This window comes from Streptomyces sp. NPDC088915, assembly GCF_044749825.1.
Lineage (GTDB): Bacteria > Actinomycetota > Actinomycetes > Streptomycetales > Streptomycetaceae > Streptomyces.
This window is the reverse complement of the sequence record NZ_JBIVIR010000019.1, coordinates 64,661-80,676: the sequence shown is the minus strand read 5'-3', so window position 1 is coordinate 80,676 and position 16,016 is coordinate 64,661. Positions and strand designations below refer to the sequence as shown.

Genomic DNA, 16,016 nt, shown 5'->3' with positions numbered 1-16,016 from the left:
CCGCCGTCACGGCCCCCGCACGCCCCGCCTGGCAGAATCGGAGCCGATGAGTACCTACCGTGACCTCGCCCACCGCGGCTCCGCCCGCGGCACCGTGCTGCGGACCGTGGGGACCCGGGAACGGCGCTCCCACCTGACGGCCCCCCGGGTGCCGACCGTCGGCATCGACATCGGCGGCACGAAGGTGATGGCCGGAGTCGTCGACGCCGACGGCAACATCCTGGAGAAGCTCCGCACGGAGACCCCGGACAAGTCCAAGAGCCCCAAGGTCGTCGAGGACACCATCGTCGAACTGGTCCTGGACCTCTCCGACCGGCACGACGTGCACGCCGTCGGCATCGGCGCGGCCGGCTGGGTCGACGCCGACCGGGCCCGGGTCCTCTTCGCCCCCCACCTGGCCTGGCGCAACGAGCCGCTGCGCGACTCCCTCCAGGGCCGCCTCGCCGTCCCCGTCATGGTCGACAACGACGCCAACACCGCCGCCTGGGCCGAGTGGCGCTTCGGCGCCGGACGCGGCGAGGACCACCTCGTCATGATCACCCTCGGCACCGGCATCGGCGGCGCCATCCTGGAGGACGGCCAGGTCAAGCGGGGCAGGTACGGCGTCGCCGGCGAGTTCGGCCACATGCAGGTCGTCCCCGGCGGCCACCGCTGCCCCTGCGGCAACCGCGGCTGCTGGGAGCAGTACAGCTCGGGCAACGCGCTGGTCCGCGAGGCCCGCGAGCTGGCCGCCGCCGACTCCCCGGTCGCGTACAACATCATCGAGCGGGTCAAGGGCCACGTCCCCGACATCACCGGCCCGCTCATCACCGAGCTCGCCCGCGAGGGCGACGCCATGTGCGTCGAGCTGTTCCAGGACATCGGCCAGTGGCTCGGCGTCGGCATCGCCAACCTCGCCGCCGCCCTCGACCCCTCCTGCTTCGTCATCGGCGGGGGCGTCTCCGCCGCCGACGACCTGCTCATCGGCCCCGCCCGGGACTCCTTCCGCCGCCACCTCACCGGCCGCGGCTACCGCCCCGAGGCCCGGCTCGTCCGCGCCCAGCTCGGCCCCGAGGCCGGCATGGTCGGCGCCGCCGACCTCGCCCGGCTCGTCGCCCGCCGCTTCCGCCGCGCCAACCGGCGCCGCGTCGAGCGGTACGAACGGTACGAGCGCTACGCCCAGGCCCTGCGCAGCGGGACCTCGGCCCGGGCCCCCCGCACCCCTGAGGACCCGCCCGCATGACCCCGACCCGGCTGCCGTCCGCCCCGCCCCGCGCACCGAGGGACAGGATGCCCGAGGACCACCGGCACATGATCCGCCGCCGCTGGCTGACGGCCGTCATCATCGTGCTCCTCGTCGGCATCCCGGCCGGCTACCTCGTCATCTCCGCCGGTCAGAGCCGCGACAGCGGCCGCGACAAGGAACGCGAGTCCTCGGCGGCGGGCCTCCAGGACAACTGGCCCTCCCAGATGAAGCGCCGCGTCTTCGAGGTCCCGATCCCCTCCGGAGCCTGGGACGTCGCCTACTACGAGACCAGCAACTGGAAGACCAGCCGGCTGTACGTCCGGTTCACGACGACCGCAACCGGTCTCGACACCTTCCTCGCCGAGTCCGGCGCCGCCCGCTCCCAGCTCACCCCGGGCCGGATCACCATCGGCGACCGCGACCGCTCCATCGCCGCCTGGACCTTCCCGAACAGTCCGACCTGGTCGGGCGCCACCGTCACCCGCGAGGAACCCCGCCCGACCACGGACATCACGGTCGACCTCACGGAACCGGCGTTCCCCCGGGTGTACGCGGTCTCGACGACGAGCCCCTGAGACGACGGGCCCCTGAGACGACGGGCCGCTGAGACGACGGGCCCCTGAGGCAGCGAGTCCCCGAGGTCGCGGGAGAGCCCGAAAGCGCCTGGTCGGAGCGGGGACGTCCGTGGTAGACCGGACCGTCCGCCGCAGCCCCGGCCCCGGGAGGTCCCCATGCGCCGTCTCGCCGTCTTCCTCGCCTCCTCCGACGGGCACGACCCGGCGTACGCCGCGCTGGCCGCCTCGGTCGGCACCGACCTGGCCCGGCGCGGGATCGGCCTCGTCTACGGCGGCGGCCGCACGGGGCTGATGGGCGTCGTGGCGGACGCGGCCCTGAAGGCGGGCGGCGAGGTCGTCGGCGTCATCCCGCGCAGCATGATCGAGCGGGAGTGGGCGCACGAGGGGGTGACGGAGCTGGTCGTCTGCGACACGATGCACGAGCGCAAGGCGATCATGGCCGACCGCGCGGACGCCTTCGCCGCCCTGCCCGGCGGGCTCGGGACCCTGGAGGAGATCTTCGAGGTGTGGTCGTGGCGCCAGCTCGGCTTCCACGCCAAGCCCGTCGGCCTCCTCGACGCCGGGGGCTTCTGGACACCGCTCCTCGGCGCCCTGCGCGGCATCTCCGCCACCGGGTTCCTCGCCGCGTCCACCCTCGACGACCTCGCCGTCGCCCCCGACCTGCCCGGCCTCCTGGAGGCCCTGGAGCAGCGGCTGAGCGGCGCCCACCGGCCCGCGCACGGCGACGGCCCCGCCCCCCGGTGAGGGGCGGGGCCGTTCCGTTCCGTCCGCGACGCGGGCCGGGAGACGCGCTCAGGCGTGGCGTCGGTTGCCGGTGACGAGGCGGTAGAGGGCCAGGAGGATGACGGAGCCGATGATGGCGGCGATCCAGGTGGAGAGTTCGAAGAAGCCGTCGACGGAGTCGACGCCGAATATGACCTTGCCGAGCCATCCGCCCAGGAGACCGCCCGCGATGCCGATCAGGATCGTGATGATGACGCCGCCCGGGTCCTTGCCCGGCATGATCGCCTTGGCGATGAATCCGGCGATCAGGCCGATGAGAATCCACGCGATGATGCCCATGATGTGTCTCCTACCTGCCGACATAAGGTCTGTGTCAGTACTGCGTCTGCACCGTCCGGAGCTTTTTAAACCTGGGGCGTCCCGCTCGGAGGGTCGACCGCCGAAAAGGGCGGAACGGATGTATCGGACCGCCGTGACGGGGTAGTGGAGACCTCGTACGACGCACGAGCACACACCCCGGGAGGAATCTCATGGGCAAGCTGGGCGACATGGCCGACAAGGTCAAGAAGATGGCGAAGGGGCACCCGGACCAGGCGAACCAAGGCGTGGACCGCGCGGAACGCCTGGCGGACGAGCGCACCGGGAACAAGTACGACGCCCAGACGGACAAGGCCGCCGACGCGGTCCGCCGTTCGTACACCGACGACCGCCGCGAGCCCGGGCAGTAGTAGCAACGGCCCGGCGATCGACACGGCGCGGCCCCGTCCTCGAGGACGGGGCCGCGCCGTGTGTCGGAACGGCCGGGCTCAGCGGCCCAGGGCCTTCTTGAGCTCCTGCTTGTTCATGGACGAGCGGCCCTCGACCCCCCGCTTCTTCGCCTCCGCGTAGAGCTGGTCCTTCGTCGGCCCCTGGGCGCCGCTGTGCGAGCGCTCGCCGCCGCGCTGCGAAGCGGACTTCCTGTCCTGGGTGGAGGTCTTGCTCGCGGTCGCGGCCTCGCCGGAGCGGGCCCGTTCCTTGTTCACGGTGCGCGCGGCGATCTCCTTCGCCCGCTTCTCGGAGGTGCCGCGCTTCTCGGCGCCCTCCTTGATGTGCTCGTACTGGCGCTCGCGCTTCGCGTTCGATCCTGCCGGCATCGCGTTTCCCTCTCCGTGGGTCGCGGCCCGTCCGGCCGCGCGTGCCCGTCCGGTTACCCGGCGGCCGGCGCCTCACTCGGCACCGCTCCCATCCCACGCGACATCCCCGCACCGCGCGAACGGACCGCGACCGAACGAGCGGGCGGTGTCCGAACGAGTGGGCGGACCATCGACACGTTTCCCTCCCCCCGTACGGGTACAAGATCGGCTCCTTCGTCTGTGGTGGGGTGATGCCTGTGGATCAGGGTCTGGTGCTGCTCGCGGCGTGGGCACAGCTCGGGCTGCTGCTCGCCGTGGGCGCCTATTTCGTGCTGAGGGGCCGGTGAGGGCGCCGGTGCGGGTGCGGGGACGACGGCCGGGGGCCCTCGGGGTGGTGACGCTCGTGGTCGTGGCGGCGGTGGCCGGGTGTGCGGGGTCCTCCCGTTCGGACGAGGACTACCGGCACAAGGCGGCCAACACCGCGGAGGCCGCGGCCTCCGCGGTGTCCACCGCCCGCCTCGCGGTGGAGGCGGCAGGAGAGGGCCGGCTGACCGGCCCGTACGTGTCGGTGCTGCTCGGCGAGGCGGAGACCGACCTCCTCGCCGCCCAGGGGACGTTCGAGTCCCGGCAGCCGCCGGGCGAGGCGGCCGACGCCGTGCGCGAACGCCTCGGCACCCTCCTCGACGACGCGGCGGACGCGCTGGCGGAGGTACGCATCGGAGCCCGCCGCGGCGAGGTGCGCGAACTGGCGGAGCGCACCGGGGAGCTGCGCGGGGCGGCCGAGCGGCTGGAAGGGTTCGAGGAGGAGATGTCGTCGTGAAACGCCTCCTGGCCGTCACCCTCGGCATCCTGACCGCCATCGGCGGTTTCGTGGACATCGGCGACCTCGTCGCCTCCTCCCTCGTGGGCGCCCGGTTCGGCTTCTCCCTCGTCTGGGTGCTCCTCGTCGGCGTGGTCGGCATCTGCGTGTACGCGGAGATGGCGGGCCGGGTCGCCGCCGTCGCCGGACGCCCCACCTTCGACCTGGTCCGCGAGCGGCTGGGACCGCGGACGGCCCTCGCCAACCTGGTGGGCTCGCTCCTCGTCACGGGACTGACCCTGGCGGCGGAACTCGCGGGCGTGGCGCTCGCGATCGAGCTGATCAGCTCCGTGGCCCACCTGCTGTGGATCCCGCTGGTGGGCCTCGCGGTCTGGCTGGTGATCTGGCGGACCCGGTTCGAGACCATGGAACGGGTCTTCGGCCTGGCCGGCCTCACCCTGGTGGTCTTCGTGGTCGCCGTCTTCCGGCTCGACCCGTCCTGGGGCTCCGTCCTCGAACGGGTCACGCACCCCGAGGTCCCCGGCGGCGAGGGCCTGCCGACGTACTTCTACTACGCCATCGCCCTGTTCGCGAGCGCCATGACCCCGTACGAGGTGTTCTTCTTCTCCTCCGGCGGCATCGAGGAGAAGTGGAAGCGCAAGGACCTGCTCACGGCCCGGATCAACGTCTTCCTCGGCTTCCCCCTCGGCGGGCTCCTCGCCCTGTCGATCATGACGGCGGCGGCGCTGCTGCTGCACCCGGCGGGGATCGCGGTGGACCACCTGTCCCAGGTCGTGCTCCCGGTGGGCTACGCCCTCGGGAAGGTCGGGCTCGGCCTCGTCCTGATCGGCGTCTTCGCGGCGACGTTCGGCGCGGCCCTGGAGACGGCGCTGTCCTCGGGCTACACCGTGGCGCAGTACTTCGGCTGGACCTGGGGGAAGACGGCCGCCCCCCGGACGGCGTCGCGGTTCCACGCCGTGGTGATCGTGGCCCTGGTGGCGGGCATGATGCTGGTCCTCACAGGGGTCGACCCGGTCATGGTCACCGAGTACTCGCTGGTCTTCGCGGCGGTCGCGCTGCCGCTGACCTACCTCCCCATCCTCGTGGTGGCCAACGACCCGGAGTACATGGGCGAGGCGAGGAACGGCAGGTTCGCCAACCTGATGGGCGGCCTGTACCTCGTCGTCGTCCTGGTGGCGGCGGTGGCCGCCATCCCGCTGATGATCGCGACGAAGGCAGGCCTGTGATGCCCGACGAGGACGAGAACGCGCGCGACGAGAACCGGCGCGGGCCGGAGGAGCGGCGGGCGGGACGCGCGTACAGCGCCCGCTTCCACCTCCTGGACCGGCAGGTCGTCGACGGGGACGACCGGCCGGTGTGCAAGGTCGACGACCTGGAGCTGGAACCGGACCCCGACGGCCCCCCTCGGGTCACCGCCGTCCTCGTCGGACCGGCCGCGCTCGCGCCGCGTCTGGGCGGGAAGGCGGCCCGGTGGCTCGCCGCGGTGCAGCGGCGCCTGAGCGTCGGCGAGGGCGAGGGCCCGGCCCGGCTGGACTTCGGCCGCGTCACCGGCATCGGGGCGGTGGTCCGCGTCGACCTGCCGGAGGAGAACGTCGGGGTGCACGCCCTGGAGGACTGGACGCGCGAGAACGTCGTCGGACGACTCCCGGGGGCCGGCCATGCGTCTGGCTGATCTGATGGGGGCCCGCGTCCGGGACCGCGACGGCCGGGAGATCGGGCACGTCAGCGACGTACGGCTGCGCGAGCACCCGGGCCCGGCGGGCGCCGTCCTGAAGGTCGAGGGCCTCGTCGTGGCCACCCGCGCCCGCGGCCGGCTGATCGCCTACGACCACCGGCCCGTCGACGGCCCCTGGCCGCTGTCGCGGCTGGCCCGGTGGGCCGCCCGCAACGCCCGCTGGGCGCCCTGGCCGGCCGTGGCCGCCCACGAGCCGCCCGACCGGCTCGGCGACCCGGGAACCGTACGGCTCGCCGTGCCCGGCGAGGAACTGGCCCCGCTGACCGACGCCCACGACGACTGGAACGCCACGAAGCCGTCCGGCGGATCGGGGCCGGACACGGCCTAGGACGTCCCGAACACCGGGGCGAGCGCGGCCGTCAGACGGGCGCCGAGGGCCCGCCGCTCCGCCTCGGTGCCCGCGTGGCCGTGGTCGAAGCCCGTCCAGTCGACCTCGCGGAGGGCGTTCTCGAACATCCCGGGGTTCAGGGGCTCGTCGGGACGCCCCGGCCACTCGTCCGCCTCGCGCAGGACCGTCTCCAGGAGGGCGAGCGGCAGGGCGCAGCTCTCGGCGAGGAGGACCGCGTCGTACAGGTCCTTGGCCTGCGGGTACATGTCGCAGCTCAGCCACACGAGCTTCCACGCCAGGGAGAGCTCCCGGTCCGCGGCCGACAGGCGCACGCCCGCGACCCCGGTCGGGCGGGGCGGGGTCGGAAGGCGCTCCTGGAAGACGAAGTCGAGCTGGACCTGGCCGCCGGGCAGCCCGGGGGCCGTCCACGGCAGGACCAGACGGTGGCCGGGCACCCGCTCGTACGTCCAGATGTACTCGGAGACGGCACCGGCCGCCGGGATCGACAGCTCCGTACCGCTCTCCCTCGCGAGGCGCTCCGCCGCCTCGGCGATGCCGTCGAGCAGGGCGCGGGTGCGCGGCTCCTCGATGCGCCAGGTCTCGGGGACGACGACGAAGTCGATGTCCTTCGGGTCGCGGGCGGCCTCCCCGAACCAGGCGGACATCAGCATGCTGCCGCGCAGCACGAGGGAGTCGGCCCACCGGGACCCGGCGACGGCCGCGAGGACGAGGTCCAGGGCCGCGCGCCGGGCGGTCTGCCAGCGGGCCCGCAGCCCGGGATCCTCCACGACGCCGTCGCCGGGCCGGTAGGCCTCGTCGAAGTGCTTGAGGGCCGGGTCGAAGACGAGGTGCCGGACGGCCGCGTCGCCGATGCCGGCGGTCAGGGTGGACGGGAGGTCGTTCTTGCGGCGCACGTGGTCGGCACGGGGCTCCGTGCCGGTGCCCGGACCGTCCGGGATCGCCGGCGTCCACTGTTCCTCGTTCATACGGCTTCCTCCAGCCAGCCCTCGTCCCATGACAGGTCGCTGTCGGAGAGGACGAACTCCCGCTCCTGGGCGACCGGTTCGTGCCCGGCGGCGACCAGCGCGGCGACGAGCGCGTCGCAGGCGCGTCCCGCCGCGTCCGCGGGCCCCGGGTGCCGCTGGGTCACGAAGCGCTCGTGCCGCCCGCCCGGCCCCGGCAGGACCCGGCGGGCGTTCCACGAGACGTGGGCGCCGTGCGGCACGACGAGCGCCTCGAGCGCGGCCCGGTCGTACGCGGAGGGCAGCGCCAGCTTGAGGTGGTGCTCGTAGTAGCCCCCGCCGGGACCCGCGGGCTCCGTGCTCCACGGCACCGTCTCGACCTTGACCCGCACCGGCTCGAAACCGGCCTCCCGCAGCCCGGCGACCACGGCCGGGTGGCCGGTCCTGCCGGGCAGGGTCAGCATCGGCTGGACCGGCGTCCGGCCCCGGGCGAGGACGATGGTGGTGACCTTCAGCCCCCGGCCCGCCGCCCACGCCTCGAGCCGGACCCGTTCCCCCTCGGTCCGGCACCGGACCGTCACGTGCGTCTCGCAGACGCCGTCGACCTCGTCGACCTCGTACATCTCGAACCCCCGCTCACCGCGGCGAGTCTGACAGACGGGACGCCGAAGGATCACCCGGGTTTCCGGACCGGCTCTCCGCGCCCCCCGGGCCGACGACGTCCGAACGGTACGCGGCCCCCCGGGCGCCGACCGTCGAGGAGGTCCGGTTCCGCCGGACGCCGCCCACCCCGGTGTTCGTACGGGTGTCCGAGGGTGAGACCGTGAAGAACCGGCTCCGCCCGGACGTCGGTCCGGTGACCGTGAGCCGCCGGGAGAGACGGCCGCCGGCCTGCGGACGGACCCGCGCGGACGTTCAGTCGACGAGGGCGGTGGCTTCGACCTCGACGAGGACGCCGGGTACGAAGAGGCAGTCCACGCCGATGAGCGACGACGGAGGAAGGGGCAGCGGCAGCCCGATCTCGTCCGCGACGCCTTCGACCCCGGCCATGAAGGCCTCCATCTTCCCGGGCTCCCACCGCGTGACGTAGAAGGTCAGCCGCAGCACGTCGTCGAACGTCGCGCCGGCTCCCGCGAGTCCGTGCGCGGTGTTCCGCAGCGCCTGCGCGACCTGCCCGGAGAGATCCCCCTCCGGGACGGGCACCCCGTCGGCGAGACCGGAGATCTGCCCGCTGACGTGGACGTGTCTGCTGCCGGTGCCGACGGCGACGTGGTGATACGGCGTGGGCCGCAACAGGCCCTCGGGGGTGAAGCGCCGAACGGACATGACGGTCTCCTCGTCGATGACGACCATTGGTATACCTTTGATACCTGGGAGACGCAGGACACTTCAACGAGACCAGGTTTCATGAGCGATACCGCCCCTTCCCGCGACGGCGGACTCCGCATCGCGGCGCCGCACCGCGAACTGCTCGACCAAGTGCTGGACAAGTGGTCGCTGAGCGTGCTCGGCGAACTGTGCGAAGGACCCCGCCGGTTCAACGAACTGCGCCGCGCGATCCCCGCGGTCACGCAGAAATCGCTGACCGCCACCCTGCGCAGACTGGAACGCAACGGCATCGTCGAGCGCGAGGTCGTGAACGACAGACCTGTCGCGGTGGAGTACCGGATCACTCCGCTGGGAAAGACCATGCGTCCGCCCGTCGACGTCCTCCTGGACTGGGCGCGCACGTACATGCCCCGGATCGAACGGGCGCGAGAAGACTTCGACGCCAGGTGAGGCGCCGAGGACCGAAGGCCGTCCCGGGCGTGATCGCAGTGCACGTCGGACGCAGGGGCGCGACAAGCGAGTCGGTCGCGGGCGGCCGGTTCCGGATCCGGCGTCCGCCCGGGGGCGGGAGGCGCTAGGTTCGACCCGGCGATGTGAGGGCTCGTGAGAGATGAGAGGGTCTAGCGGGTGAGCGAGACACCACCGAACACCCTGCAGCACCGCGTCGACGGACGAGAGGACGCGCCGGTCCTGGTCCTGGGGCCCTCCCTGGGCACGACCTTCCACATGTGGGACCGGCAGATCCCCGAGCTCGCGCGGGACTGGCGGATCGTACGCTTCGACCTCCCCGGGCACGGCGGCGCGCCCGCGCAGCCCTTCGGCTCCGTCGCCGAGCTGGGCGACCGGCTGCTGGCCACCCTCGACGCGCTCGGGGTCCAGCGCTTCGGCTACGCGGGCTGCTCCCTCGGCGGGGCCGTCGGGCTCGACCTCGCGCTGCGGGCGCCCCACCGGGTCGCCTCGCTCGCCCTGGTCGCCACCTCGCCCCGGTTCGGCACCGCCGACGAGTTCCGGCAGCGGGGCGTCATCGTGCGGGCCAACGGTCTGGAGCCGATGGCCCGCACCGCCCCCGAGCAGTGGTTCACGCCGCTCTTCGCCGGCGCCCAGCCCGCCATCGTCGACTGGGCCGTGCAGATGGTCCGTACGACCGACCCCGCCTGCTACATCGCCGCCTGCGAGGCCCTCGCCGTCTTCGACGTCCGCGAGGCCCTCGGCCGCATCGGCGTCCCCGCGCTCGTGCTCGTCGGCTCCGAGGACCAGGTCACCGGGCCCGCCGAGGCCCGCACCCTCGTCGCCGGCATCGCCGACGCCCGGCTCGCCGTCGTCCCCGGCGCCTCCCACCTCGCCCCCGTCGAGCAGCCCGCCGCCGTTACCGACCTGCTCCTCGACCACTTCGCCGGGACGGCCCAGGACACCAGCGGCGCCCTGGCCGTGCCGCCGCACCCCGCGGGACCGGCGCCCGCCGCCGAGCCCGCGGCCCCCGCCCCGGTCGCCGAGCCCGCCGGGGACGGGCGCCCCGACCCGTACGAGAAGGGGCTCGGGCTGCGCCGCGAGGTGCTCGGCGACGCCCAGGTGGACCGGGCCCTCGCCGAGGACCCCGACGGGGCCCTCCAGGGACTCGCCAACCGGTACGAGTGGGGCGAGGTCTGGAGCCGCGAGGGCCTCGACCGGCGCGTCCGCAGCGCCGTCACCCTCACCGCCCTCCTCGCCGGGGGCCACCGGGAGGCCCTCGCGGACCACACCCGGGCCGCCCTCCGCAACGGCCTCTCGCCCGACGAGATCCGCGAGATCGTGCTCCACGCGGGCGTGTACTGCGGCCTCCCGGCCGCCGAGACCGCCCTGCGCGTCGTCGCCCGCGTCATCGCGGAGGAGACCACGCCCCCGGCGTAGCCTGGTGGCGTGAAGCTGACGAAGAAGTCCCACGCCTGCGTCCGCCTCGAAAAGGACGGAAGGACGCTCGTCCTCGATCCCGGCGGGTTCACCGAGGAGGACGCGGTCCTCGGGGCCGACGCGCTGCTCGTCACCCACGAGCACGCCGACCACTTCGACGAGGGCAGGCTGCGGGCCGCCCTGGAGGCCAACCCGGCCGCCGAGATCTGGACGCTGCGCAGCGTCGCCGAACGGATCTCGGCGGCCTTCCCCGGCCGGGTGCACACCGTCGGCCACGGCGACGCCTTCACGGCCGCCGGGTTCGACGTCCAGGTCCACGGCGAGCTGCACGCGGTGATCCACCCGGACATCCCGCGCATCACCAACGTGGGCTACCTCGTCGACGGCTCGGTCTTCCACCCCGGCGACGCGCTCACCGTGCCCGACCACCCCGTCGACACCCTGCTGCTCCCCGTCATGGCCCCCTGGAACAAGATCTCCGAGGTCATCGACTACGTGCGCGAGCTGAAGCCGCGCCGGGCGTACGACATCCACGACGCCCTCCTCACCGACCTCGCCCGGCCGATCTACGACCGTCAGATCGGGGAGCTCGGCGGCACCGACCACTCCCGCCTCGCCCCCGGGAACTCCACCGAGGTCTAGAACGCCGGCGACCGGCCGTTGTCGGTGCCCGCCAGTAGGCTGGCGCCCATGCGCATCGCCACCTGGAACGTCAACTCGATCACCGCCCGGCTGCCCCGCCTCCTGGCCTGGCTGGAGAGCAGCGGCACCGACGTGCTGTGCATCCAGGAGACCAAGTGCACCGCCGAGCAGTTCCCCACCGAGGAGCTGCGCGCACTGGGCTACGAGTCGGCGGTCAACGCCACCGGTCGCTGGAACGGCGTCGCACTGCTCTCCCGCGTCGGCCTCGACGACGTCGTCACGGGCCTGCCCGGCGGCCCGGAGTACGACGGGGCGCAGGAGCCCCGGGCGGTCTCCGCGACCTGCGGCCCGGTCCGCGTCTGGTCGGTCTACGTGCCGAACGGCCGCGAGGTGACTCACGAGCACTACGCCTACAAGCTGCGCTGGCTGGAGGCGCTCAGGGCGGCCGTCGCGCAGGACGCGGCGGGGGACAGGCCCTTCGCGGTCCTCGGCGACTACAACATCGCGCCGGCCGACGAGGACGTCTGGGACATCACCGTCTTCGAGGGCGCCACGCACGTGACGGAGCCGGAGCGGGCCGCGCTCGCGGGCCTGCGCGAGGCCGGCCTGCGCGACGTGGTCCCGCGCCCCCTCAAGTACGACCACCCCTTCACCTACTGGGACTACCGCCAGCTCGGCTTCCCGAAGAACAAGGGCATGCGCATCGACCTGGTCTACGGCAACAAGCCCTTCGCCGAGGCGGTCACGGACGGCTATGTGGACCGCGAGGAGCGCAAGGGCAAGGGCGCCTCGGACCACGCCCCCGTCGTCGTCGACCTCGACGTCTGAGGGCTGCCCGGAAACGATCTCCGCGCGCCGAGTGGTGGACCGGGAGGTGCCGGTGCGAGGCTGTTCGGATGAACATTCCGTTTCTGGACAGTTGGCGCAAGCGGCACCGCCCCGGCTCCCCGGCCACCCCGCCGGTCGCCGCCTTCGACCGCGCCCCGGACGGGATGGCCGAGCTGTTCGCCGAGTGCGAGCTGCTGCGCGCCCGGGTCGCGGAGGCCGGGGTGGCGCTCGACGACACCCCGCGCTCGCTCCAGGCGCTCGACCAGCTGCCGCCCCGCTGGCGGGACGACCCGGAGGAGCTGCCCTGGTTCGGGAACGACGCCGGGCTCTACCTCGGCACGGTGATCGTCCGGAACGTCCCGGCCGCCCGCTGGCAGATGCGTCCCGGCGGCGGCCCGGTGGTGCGGCTCGCCTCCGGCCGGGAGATCCAGGTCGTCGAGGCCGGTCTCGACTGGGCGATGACGGGCGCGCCGCAGCTCTCCCAGGTGTACGCGGAGGCCGCCGAGTACTGACGCGCACCCCCGTCGGCGCCACCCTTCCGCAGTAAATACGGCTTATTGCCGTTTGGTGCGTGTCGTCCCTGAAGTCCCTTTTCCGGTGGATAGTTTGCGTGGACCGCGACACCGCTGAGAAAGGGGGCAGGGCAGCGCATGGCCGTCGACGATCCGCTGATCGAACTGCGTGGCGTCAACAAGCACTTCGGCACGTTGCACGTCCTCCAGTCCATCGACCTCACCGTCGGCCGCGGGGAGGTCGTCGTCGTGATCGGCCCCTCCGGCTCCGGCAAGTCCACCCTCTGCCGGGCGATGAACCGCCTGGAGAGCGTCGAGTCGGGCGAGATCCTCATCGACGGGCAGCCGCTCCCCGAGGAGGGCAAGGAGCTCGCCCGGCTGCGGGCCGAGGTCGGCATGGTCTTCCAGTCCTTCAACCTCTTCGGGCACAAGACCGTCCTCGCGAACGTCTCCCTCGCGCAGATCAAGGTCCGCAAGCGCAAGAAGGAGGAGGCCGACCGGCGCTCGCGCGACCTCCTCGACCGGGTCGGACTCGCCGCGCAGGCCGACAAGTACCCGGCCCAGCTCTCCGGCGGCCAGCAGCAGCGCGTGGCCATCGCCCGCGCCCTCGCCATGGACCCCAAGGCCCTCCTCTTCGACGAGCCGACCTCCGCGCTCGACCCCGAGATGATCAACGAGGTCCTGGAGGTCATGCGGCAACTGGCCCGGGAGGGCATGACGATGGTGGTCGTCACCCACGAGATGGGCTTCGCCCGCTCCGCCGCCAACCGGGTCGTCTTCATGGCCGACGGGAGGATCGTCGAGGACCGCACGCCGGAGGAGTTCTTCACCGCCCCGCGCAGCGAGCGCGCCAAGGACTTCCTCTCCAAGATCCTCAAGCACTGACCGGGTGGGAACCATGCAGCGTACGCACCGGACCCTGGCCGCGCTCGCCCTGCTGCTCGCCGCGACGGCGGCGCTCGGCGGCTGCGGCCGCGAAGGAAGCCCGCCCGTCAAGGGCCCGCAGCCCGACCAACTCCCCGTCTACCAGGTGCGGTCGGACTTCACCCTGCCCGACTCGCCCACCTGGAACCGGGCGAAGAAGCGCGGCCGGCTCGTCGTCGGCGTCAAGGAGGACCAGCCCTACATGGGCGAGAAGGACCCCGCCTCCGGCCGCTACTCCGGCTTCGACATCGAGATCGCCAGGATGATGGCCGCCTCCCTCGGCTTCGACCCGGCCCGCGTCGAGTTCCGCACGATCGCCTCCGCCAACCGCGAGACCGCCCTGCAGAACGGCCAGATCGACTACTACGTCGGCACGTACACCATCAACGACAACCGCAAGAAGCTCGTCGGCTTCGCCGGGCCCTACTACCGGGCCGGGCAGTCGCTCCTGGTCCGCGCCGACGAGAAGGACATCCGGGGCCCCCAGGACCTGGACGGCAAGCGGGTCTGCTCGGCCGCCGGCTCCACCCCGTACCAGCGGATCGAGAAGGACCACCCGAAGGCCGAACTCGTCGCGTACGACACGTACTCCGCCTGCGTGGACAACCTGCTGACCTACCAGGTCGACGCGGTCACCACCGACGACACGATCCTGCTCGGCTACGCCGCCAAGGTCCCCGACGAGCTGAAGGTGGTCGGGAAGCCGTTCTCGGAGGAGCCGTACGGCATCGGCGTCCCGCGCGGCGACGACGCCCTGCGCTTCGCCCTGGACGACGCCGTCGCCGCCCACGAGAAGAACGGCGACTGGAAGAAGGCGTACGACGCCACCCTCGGCCTCTCCGGGGTCCCCGCCCCGCCGCCGCCCGCCATCGACCGCTACCCCGCGGGCTGATCCGCAGGAGCCTTCCGACATGGACGTCCTGACCGACAACTTCTCGCTCTACGGAAAGGGATTCCTCGGCACCGTCGAACTCACCGTCTACGCCTCGGCGCTCGCCCTCGTCCTGGGCTTCGTCATGGCCTCCTTCCGCGTCGCGCCCGTCGGCTCCTTCCGGGTCTTCGGCACGGTCTGGGTGACCGTCCTGCGCAACACCCCGCTGACCCTGCTCTTCTTCGCGGTCATGCTGGGACTGCCCCGCTTCGGACTCGTCCTGCCCTTCCAGCTGTTCGCGGTCCTCGCCCTCGGCTGCTACACCTCGGCGTTCGTCTGCGAGGTGCTGCGCTCCGGCATCAACACCGTCCCGCGCGGCCAGGGCGAGGCGGCCCGCAGCCTGGGCATGACCTTCACCGGGACCCTCGGCACGGTCGTCCTGCCGCAGGCCTTCCGCAGCGTCATCCCGCCCATCGGCTCGACCCTCATCGCCCTCGCCAAGAACTCGGCGATCGCGGGGGCGTTCAGCGTCACCGAACTCCTCGGCACCTACAAGACGCTGAGCGAACTCGGCTACAACATCGTCTGGACCTTCGTCTGGATCGCCGTCGGATACCTGATCATCACCCTCACCATCAGCGCCCTCTTCCACGTCATGGAGAAGCGCTGGGGAGTCGCCCGATGACCACCGAGTCCACCGCCCTCTACGACGTCCCCGGGCCCGGCGCCCGGCGGCGCCACCTCCTCTACGGCACCGCCTCCACCGTCGTGATCCTGGCCCTGGCCGGCTGGATCCTGTACCTCCTCCTCGACACCGACCAGTTCACCTCCGCCAAGTGGTCGCCCTTCCTCTACGAGGGCATCCAGGAGCTGCTGCTCAGGGGGCTCGGCAACACCCTGAAGGCCTTCGCCTGCGCGTCTGTCCTCTCGCTCGCCCTCGGCGCCCTCCTGGCCTGCGGGCGCCTCTCCGAACACCGCGCCCTGCGCTGGACCTCCACCCTCTTCGTGGAGTTCTTCCGCGCCATGCCCGTCCTCGTGATGATCTTCTTCGTCTTCGTGGCGCTGAAGGTCCAGCCGCTGCCCGCCCTGGTCACCGGACTGACCCTCTACAACGGCTCCGTGCTCGCCGAGGTGTTCCGCACCGGCGTCCACTCCGTCGCCCGCGGACAGGGGGAGGCCGCGTACGCGCTCGGCATGCGCAAGACGCAGGTGATGACCCACGTCCTGGTGCCCCAGGCCGTCCGCGCGATGCTCCCCGCCATCATCAGCCAGCTCGTGGTGGCACTGAAGGACACCTCGCTCGGATTCCTCATCACCTACGAGGAGTTCCTGCACGCGGGCAAGCTGATCGCGTCCAACCTCGACTACGACCTGCCGTTCATCCCCGTCGTGCTCGTCGTCTCGCCGATCTACATCGGGATGTGCATGCTGCTCTCCTGGTGCGCCACCTGGGTGGCCCGGCGGGAGCGCCGCGACCCGAGGACGAAGGCCGTGGACGTCGCTCCGGCCGGACCGGGAGGGCCGCCGCCGGGACGGCGGTGAC

General features: G+C 72.7%; 22 protein-coding genes. 17 read left to right on the top strand and 5 right to left on the bottom strand.

The annotated features are described in order from the left end of the window. The first annotated feature begins 46 nt into the window (after positions 1-46). The 3 genes from ACIP5O_RS30305 to ACIP5O_RS30295 all read left to right on the top strand — a co-directional run bounded on the left by ACIP5O_RS30305 (position 47) and on the right by ACIP5O_RS30295 (position 2,544). Positions 47-1,222: an ROK family glucokinase gene (locus tag ACIP5O_RS30305; protein WP_401298914.1), complete on the top strand. Its 1,176-nt coding sequence runs from the start codon at positions 47-49 to the stop codon at positions 1,220-1,222. After that, the gene (locus ACIP5O_RS30300) at positions 1,219-1,800 is read left to right on the top strand and encodes a hypothetical protein (RefSeq protein WP_401298912.1); all 582 of its coding nucleotides are present in this window, start codon (positions 1,219-1,221) and stop codon (positions 1,798-1,800) included. The genes ACIP5O_RS30305 and ACIP5O_RS30300 overlap by 4 nt, the downstream gene beginning before the upstream one ends. 156 nt (positions 1,801-1,956) lie before the next feature. Then, positions 1,957-2,544: a TIGR00730 family Rossman fold protein gene (locus ACIP5O_RS30295; protein ID WP_401298909.1), complete on the top strand. Its 588-nt coding sequence runs from the start codon at positions 1,957-1,959 to the stop codon at positions 2,542-2,544. Positions 2,545-2,592: 48 nt separating this feature from the next. On the opposite strand, the gene ACIP5O_RS30290 is transcribed toward ACIP5O_RS30295, so the two are convergent. Then, positions 2,593-2,862 (bottom strand): GlsB/YeaQ/YmgE family stress response membrane protein, encoded by a 270-nt coding sequence (locus ACIP5O_RS30290; RefSeq protein WP_401298906.1) that lies wholly within the window; start codon positions 2,860-2,862, stop codon positions 2,593-2,595. Between the two features lie 191 nt (positions 2,863-3,053). Between ACIP5O_RS30290 and ACIP5O_RS30285 the strand changes: the two genes are divergently transcribed. Then, complete coding sequence (locus tag ACIP5O_RS30285) at positions 3,054-3,251, top strand: antitoxin (protein WP_401298903.1); 198 nt, start codon at positions 3,054-3,056, stop codon at positions 3,249-3,251. Between the two features lie 78 nt (positions 3,252-3,329). On the opposite strand, the gene ACIP5O_RS30280 is transcribed toward ACIP5O_RS30285, so the two are convergent. Beyond that, positions 3,330-3,656, bottom strand: coding sequence for a plasmid stabilization protein (locus ACIP5O_RS30280; RefSeq protein WP_401298900.1), 327 nt, complete (start codon positions 3,654-3,656; stop codon positions 3,330-3,332). A gap of 370 nt (positions 3,657-4,026) precedes the next feature. Between ACIP5O_RS30280 and ACIP5O_RS30275 the strand changes: the two genes are divergently transcribed. Genes ACIP5O_RS30275 through ACIP5O_RS30260 form a run of 4 tightly spaced genes read left to right on the top strand, consistent with a single transcriptional unit; the run spans position 4,027 to position 6,518 of the window. Further along, complete coding sequence (locus ACIP5O_RS30275; protein ID WP_401298897.1) at positions 4,027-4,455, top strand: hypothetical protein; 429 nt, start codon at positions 4,027-4,029, stop codon at positions 4,453-4,455. Next, complete coding sequence (locus tag ACIP5O_RS30270; protein ID WP_401298894.1) at positions 4,452-5,681, top strand: NRAMP family divalent metal transporter; 1,230 nt, start codon at positions 4,452-4,454, stop codon at positions 5,679-5,681. The genes ACIP5O_RS30275 and ACIP5O_RS30270 overlap by 4 nt, the downstream gene beginning before the upstream one ends. Next, entirely contained in the window at positions 5,681-6,127 is a 447-nt protein-coding gene (locus tag ACIP5O_RS30265; protein WP_401298891.1) for a hypothetical protein, read from the top strand. Before ACIP5O_RS30270 ends, ACIP5O_RS30265 begins: the two co-directional genes overlap by 1 nt. Further along, on the top strand, positions 6,114-6,518 hold the full coding sequence (locus tag ACIP5O_RS30260; protein WP_401298888.1) for a PRC-barrel domain-containing protein: 405 nt from the start codon (positions 6,114-6,116) through the stop codon (positions 6,516-6,518). Before ACIP5O_RS30265 ends, ACIP5O_RS30260 begins: the two co-directional genes overlap by 14 nt. On the opposite strand, the gene ACIP5O_RS30255 is transcribed toward ACIP5O_RS30260, so the two are convergent. The 3 genes from ACIP5O_RS30255 to ACIP5O_RS30245 form a co-directional block, all read right to left on the bottom strand. Next, a complete protein-coding gene (locus tag ACIP5O_RS30255) occupies positions 6,515-7,504 on the bottom strand; it encodes a nucleotidyl transferase AbiEii/AbiGii toxin family protein (protein WP_401298885.1) in 990 nt (329 codons plus the stop codon). The genes ACIP5O_RS30260 and ACIP5O_RS30255 overlap by 4 nt on opposite strands. Further along, positions 7,501-8,103, bottom strand: a complete 603-nt coding sequence (locus ACIP5O_RS30250; protein ID WP_401298882.1) for a hypothetical protein — start codon at positions 8,101-8,103, stop codon at positions 7,501-7,503. The genes ACIP5O_RS30255 and ACIP5O_RS30250 overlap by 4 nt, the downstream gene beginning before the upstream one ends. Positions 8,104-8,395: 292 nt before the next feature. Then, positions 8,396-8,806: a RidA family protein gene (locus ACIP5O_RS30245; protein ID WP_401299084.1), complete on the bottom strand. Its 411-nt coding sequence runs from the start codon at positions 8,804-8,806 to the stop codon at positions 8,396-8,398. An 81-nt stretch (positions 8,807-8,887) separates the two neighbouring features. Here ACIP5O_RS30245 and ACIP5O_RS30240 point away from each other — a divergent pair, with 81 nt between their 5' ends. The 9 genes from ACIP5O_RS30240 to ACIP5O_RS30200 all read left to right on the top strand — a co-directional run bounded on the left by ACIP5O_RS30240 (position 8,888) and on the right by ACIP5O_RS30200 (position 16,015). Next, positions 8,888-9,259: a winged helix-turn-helix transcriptional regulator gene (locus tag ACIP5O_RS30240; RefSeq protein ID WP_401298879.1), complete on the top strand. Its 372-nt coding sequence runs from the start codon at positions 8,888-8,890 to the stop codon at positions 9,257-9,259. Between the two features lie 177 nt (positions 9,260-9,436). Next, positions 9,437-10,696: an alpha/beta fold hydrolase gene (locus ACIP5O_RS30235; RefSeq protein ID WP_401298877.1), complete on the top strand. Its 1,260-nt coding sequence runs from the start codon at positions 9,437-9,439 to the stop codon at positions 10,694-10,696. A gap of 9 nt (positions 10,697-10,705) precedes the next feature. After that, entirely contained in the window at positions 10,706-11,338 is a 633-nt protein-coding gene (locus ACIP5O_RS30230; RefSeq protein WP_401298874.1) for an MBL fold metallo-hydrolase, read from the top strand. A gap of 48 nt (positions 11,339-11,386) precedes the next feature. Continuing rightward, positions 11,387-12,166 carry an exodeoxyribonuclease III gene (locus tag ACIP5O_RS30225; protein ID WP_401298871.1) on the top strand — a complete coding sequence of 260 codons (780 nt, stop codon included), beginning with the start codon at positions 11,387-11,389 and terminating at the stop codon, positions 12,164-12,166. Positions 12,167-12,234: 68 nt separating this feature from the next. Next, positions 12,235-12,678 (top strand): DUF6278 family protein, encoded by a 444-nt coding sequence (locus ACIP5O_RS30220; RefSeq protein WP_401298868.1) that lies wholly within the window; start codon positions 12,235-12,237, stop codon positions 12,676-12,678. Between the two features lie 138 nt (positions 12,679-12,816). After that, on the top strand, positions 12,817-13,563 hold the full coding sequence (locus ACIP5O_RS30215; RefSeq protein ID WP_401298865.1) for an amino acid ABC transporter ATP-binding protein: 747 nt from the start codon (positions 12,817-12,819) through the stop codon (positions 13,561-13,563). Between the two features lie 13 nt (positions 13,564-13,576). Next, the gene (locus ACIP5O_RS30210) at positions 13,577-14,494 is read left to right on the top strand and encodes a glutamate ABC transporter substrate-binding protein (protein WP_401298862.1); all 918 of its coding nucleotides are present in this window, start codon (positions 13,577-13,579) and stop codon (positions 14,492-14,494) included. Positions 14,495-14,513: 19 nt separating this feature from the next. Beyond that, entirely contained in the window at positions 14,514-15,158 is a 645-nt protein-coding gene (locus ACIP5O_RS30205; RefSeq protein WP_401298859.1) for an amino acid ABC transporter permease, read from the top strand. Further along, positions 15,155-16,015, top strand: coding sequence for an amino acid ABC transporter permease (locus tag ACIP5O_RS30200; protein ID WP_401298857.1), 861 nt, complete (start codon positions 15,155-15,157; stop codon positions 16,013-16,015). Before ACIP5O_RS30205 ends, ACIP5O_RS30200 begins: the two co-directional genes overlap by 4 nt. Position 16,016: the final 1 nt, after the last annotated feature.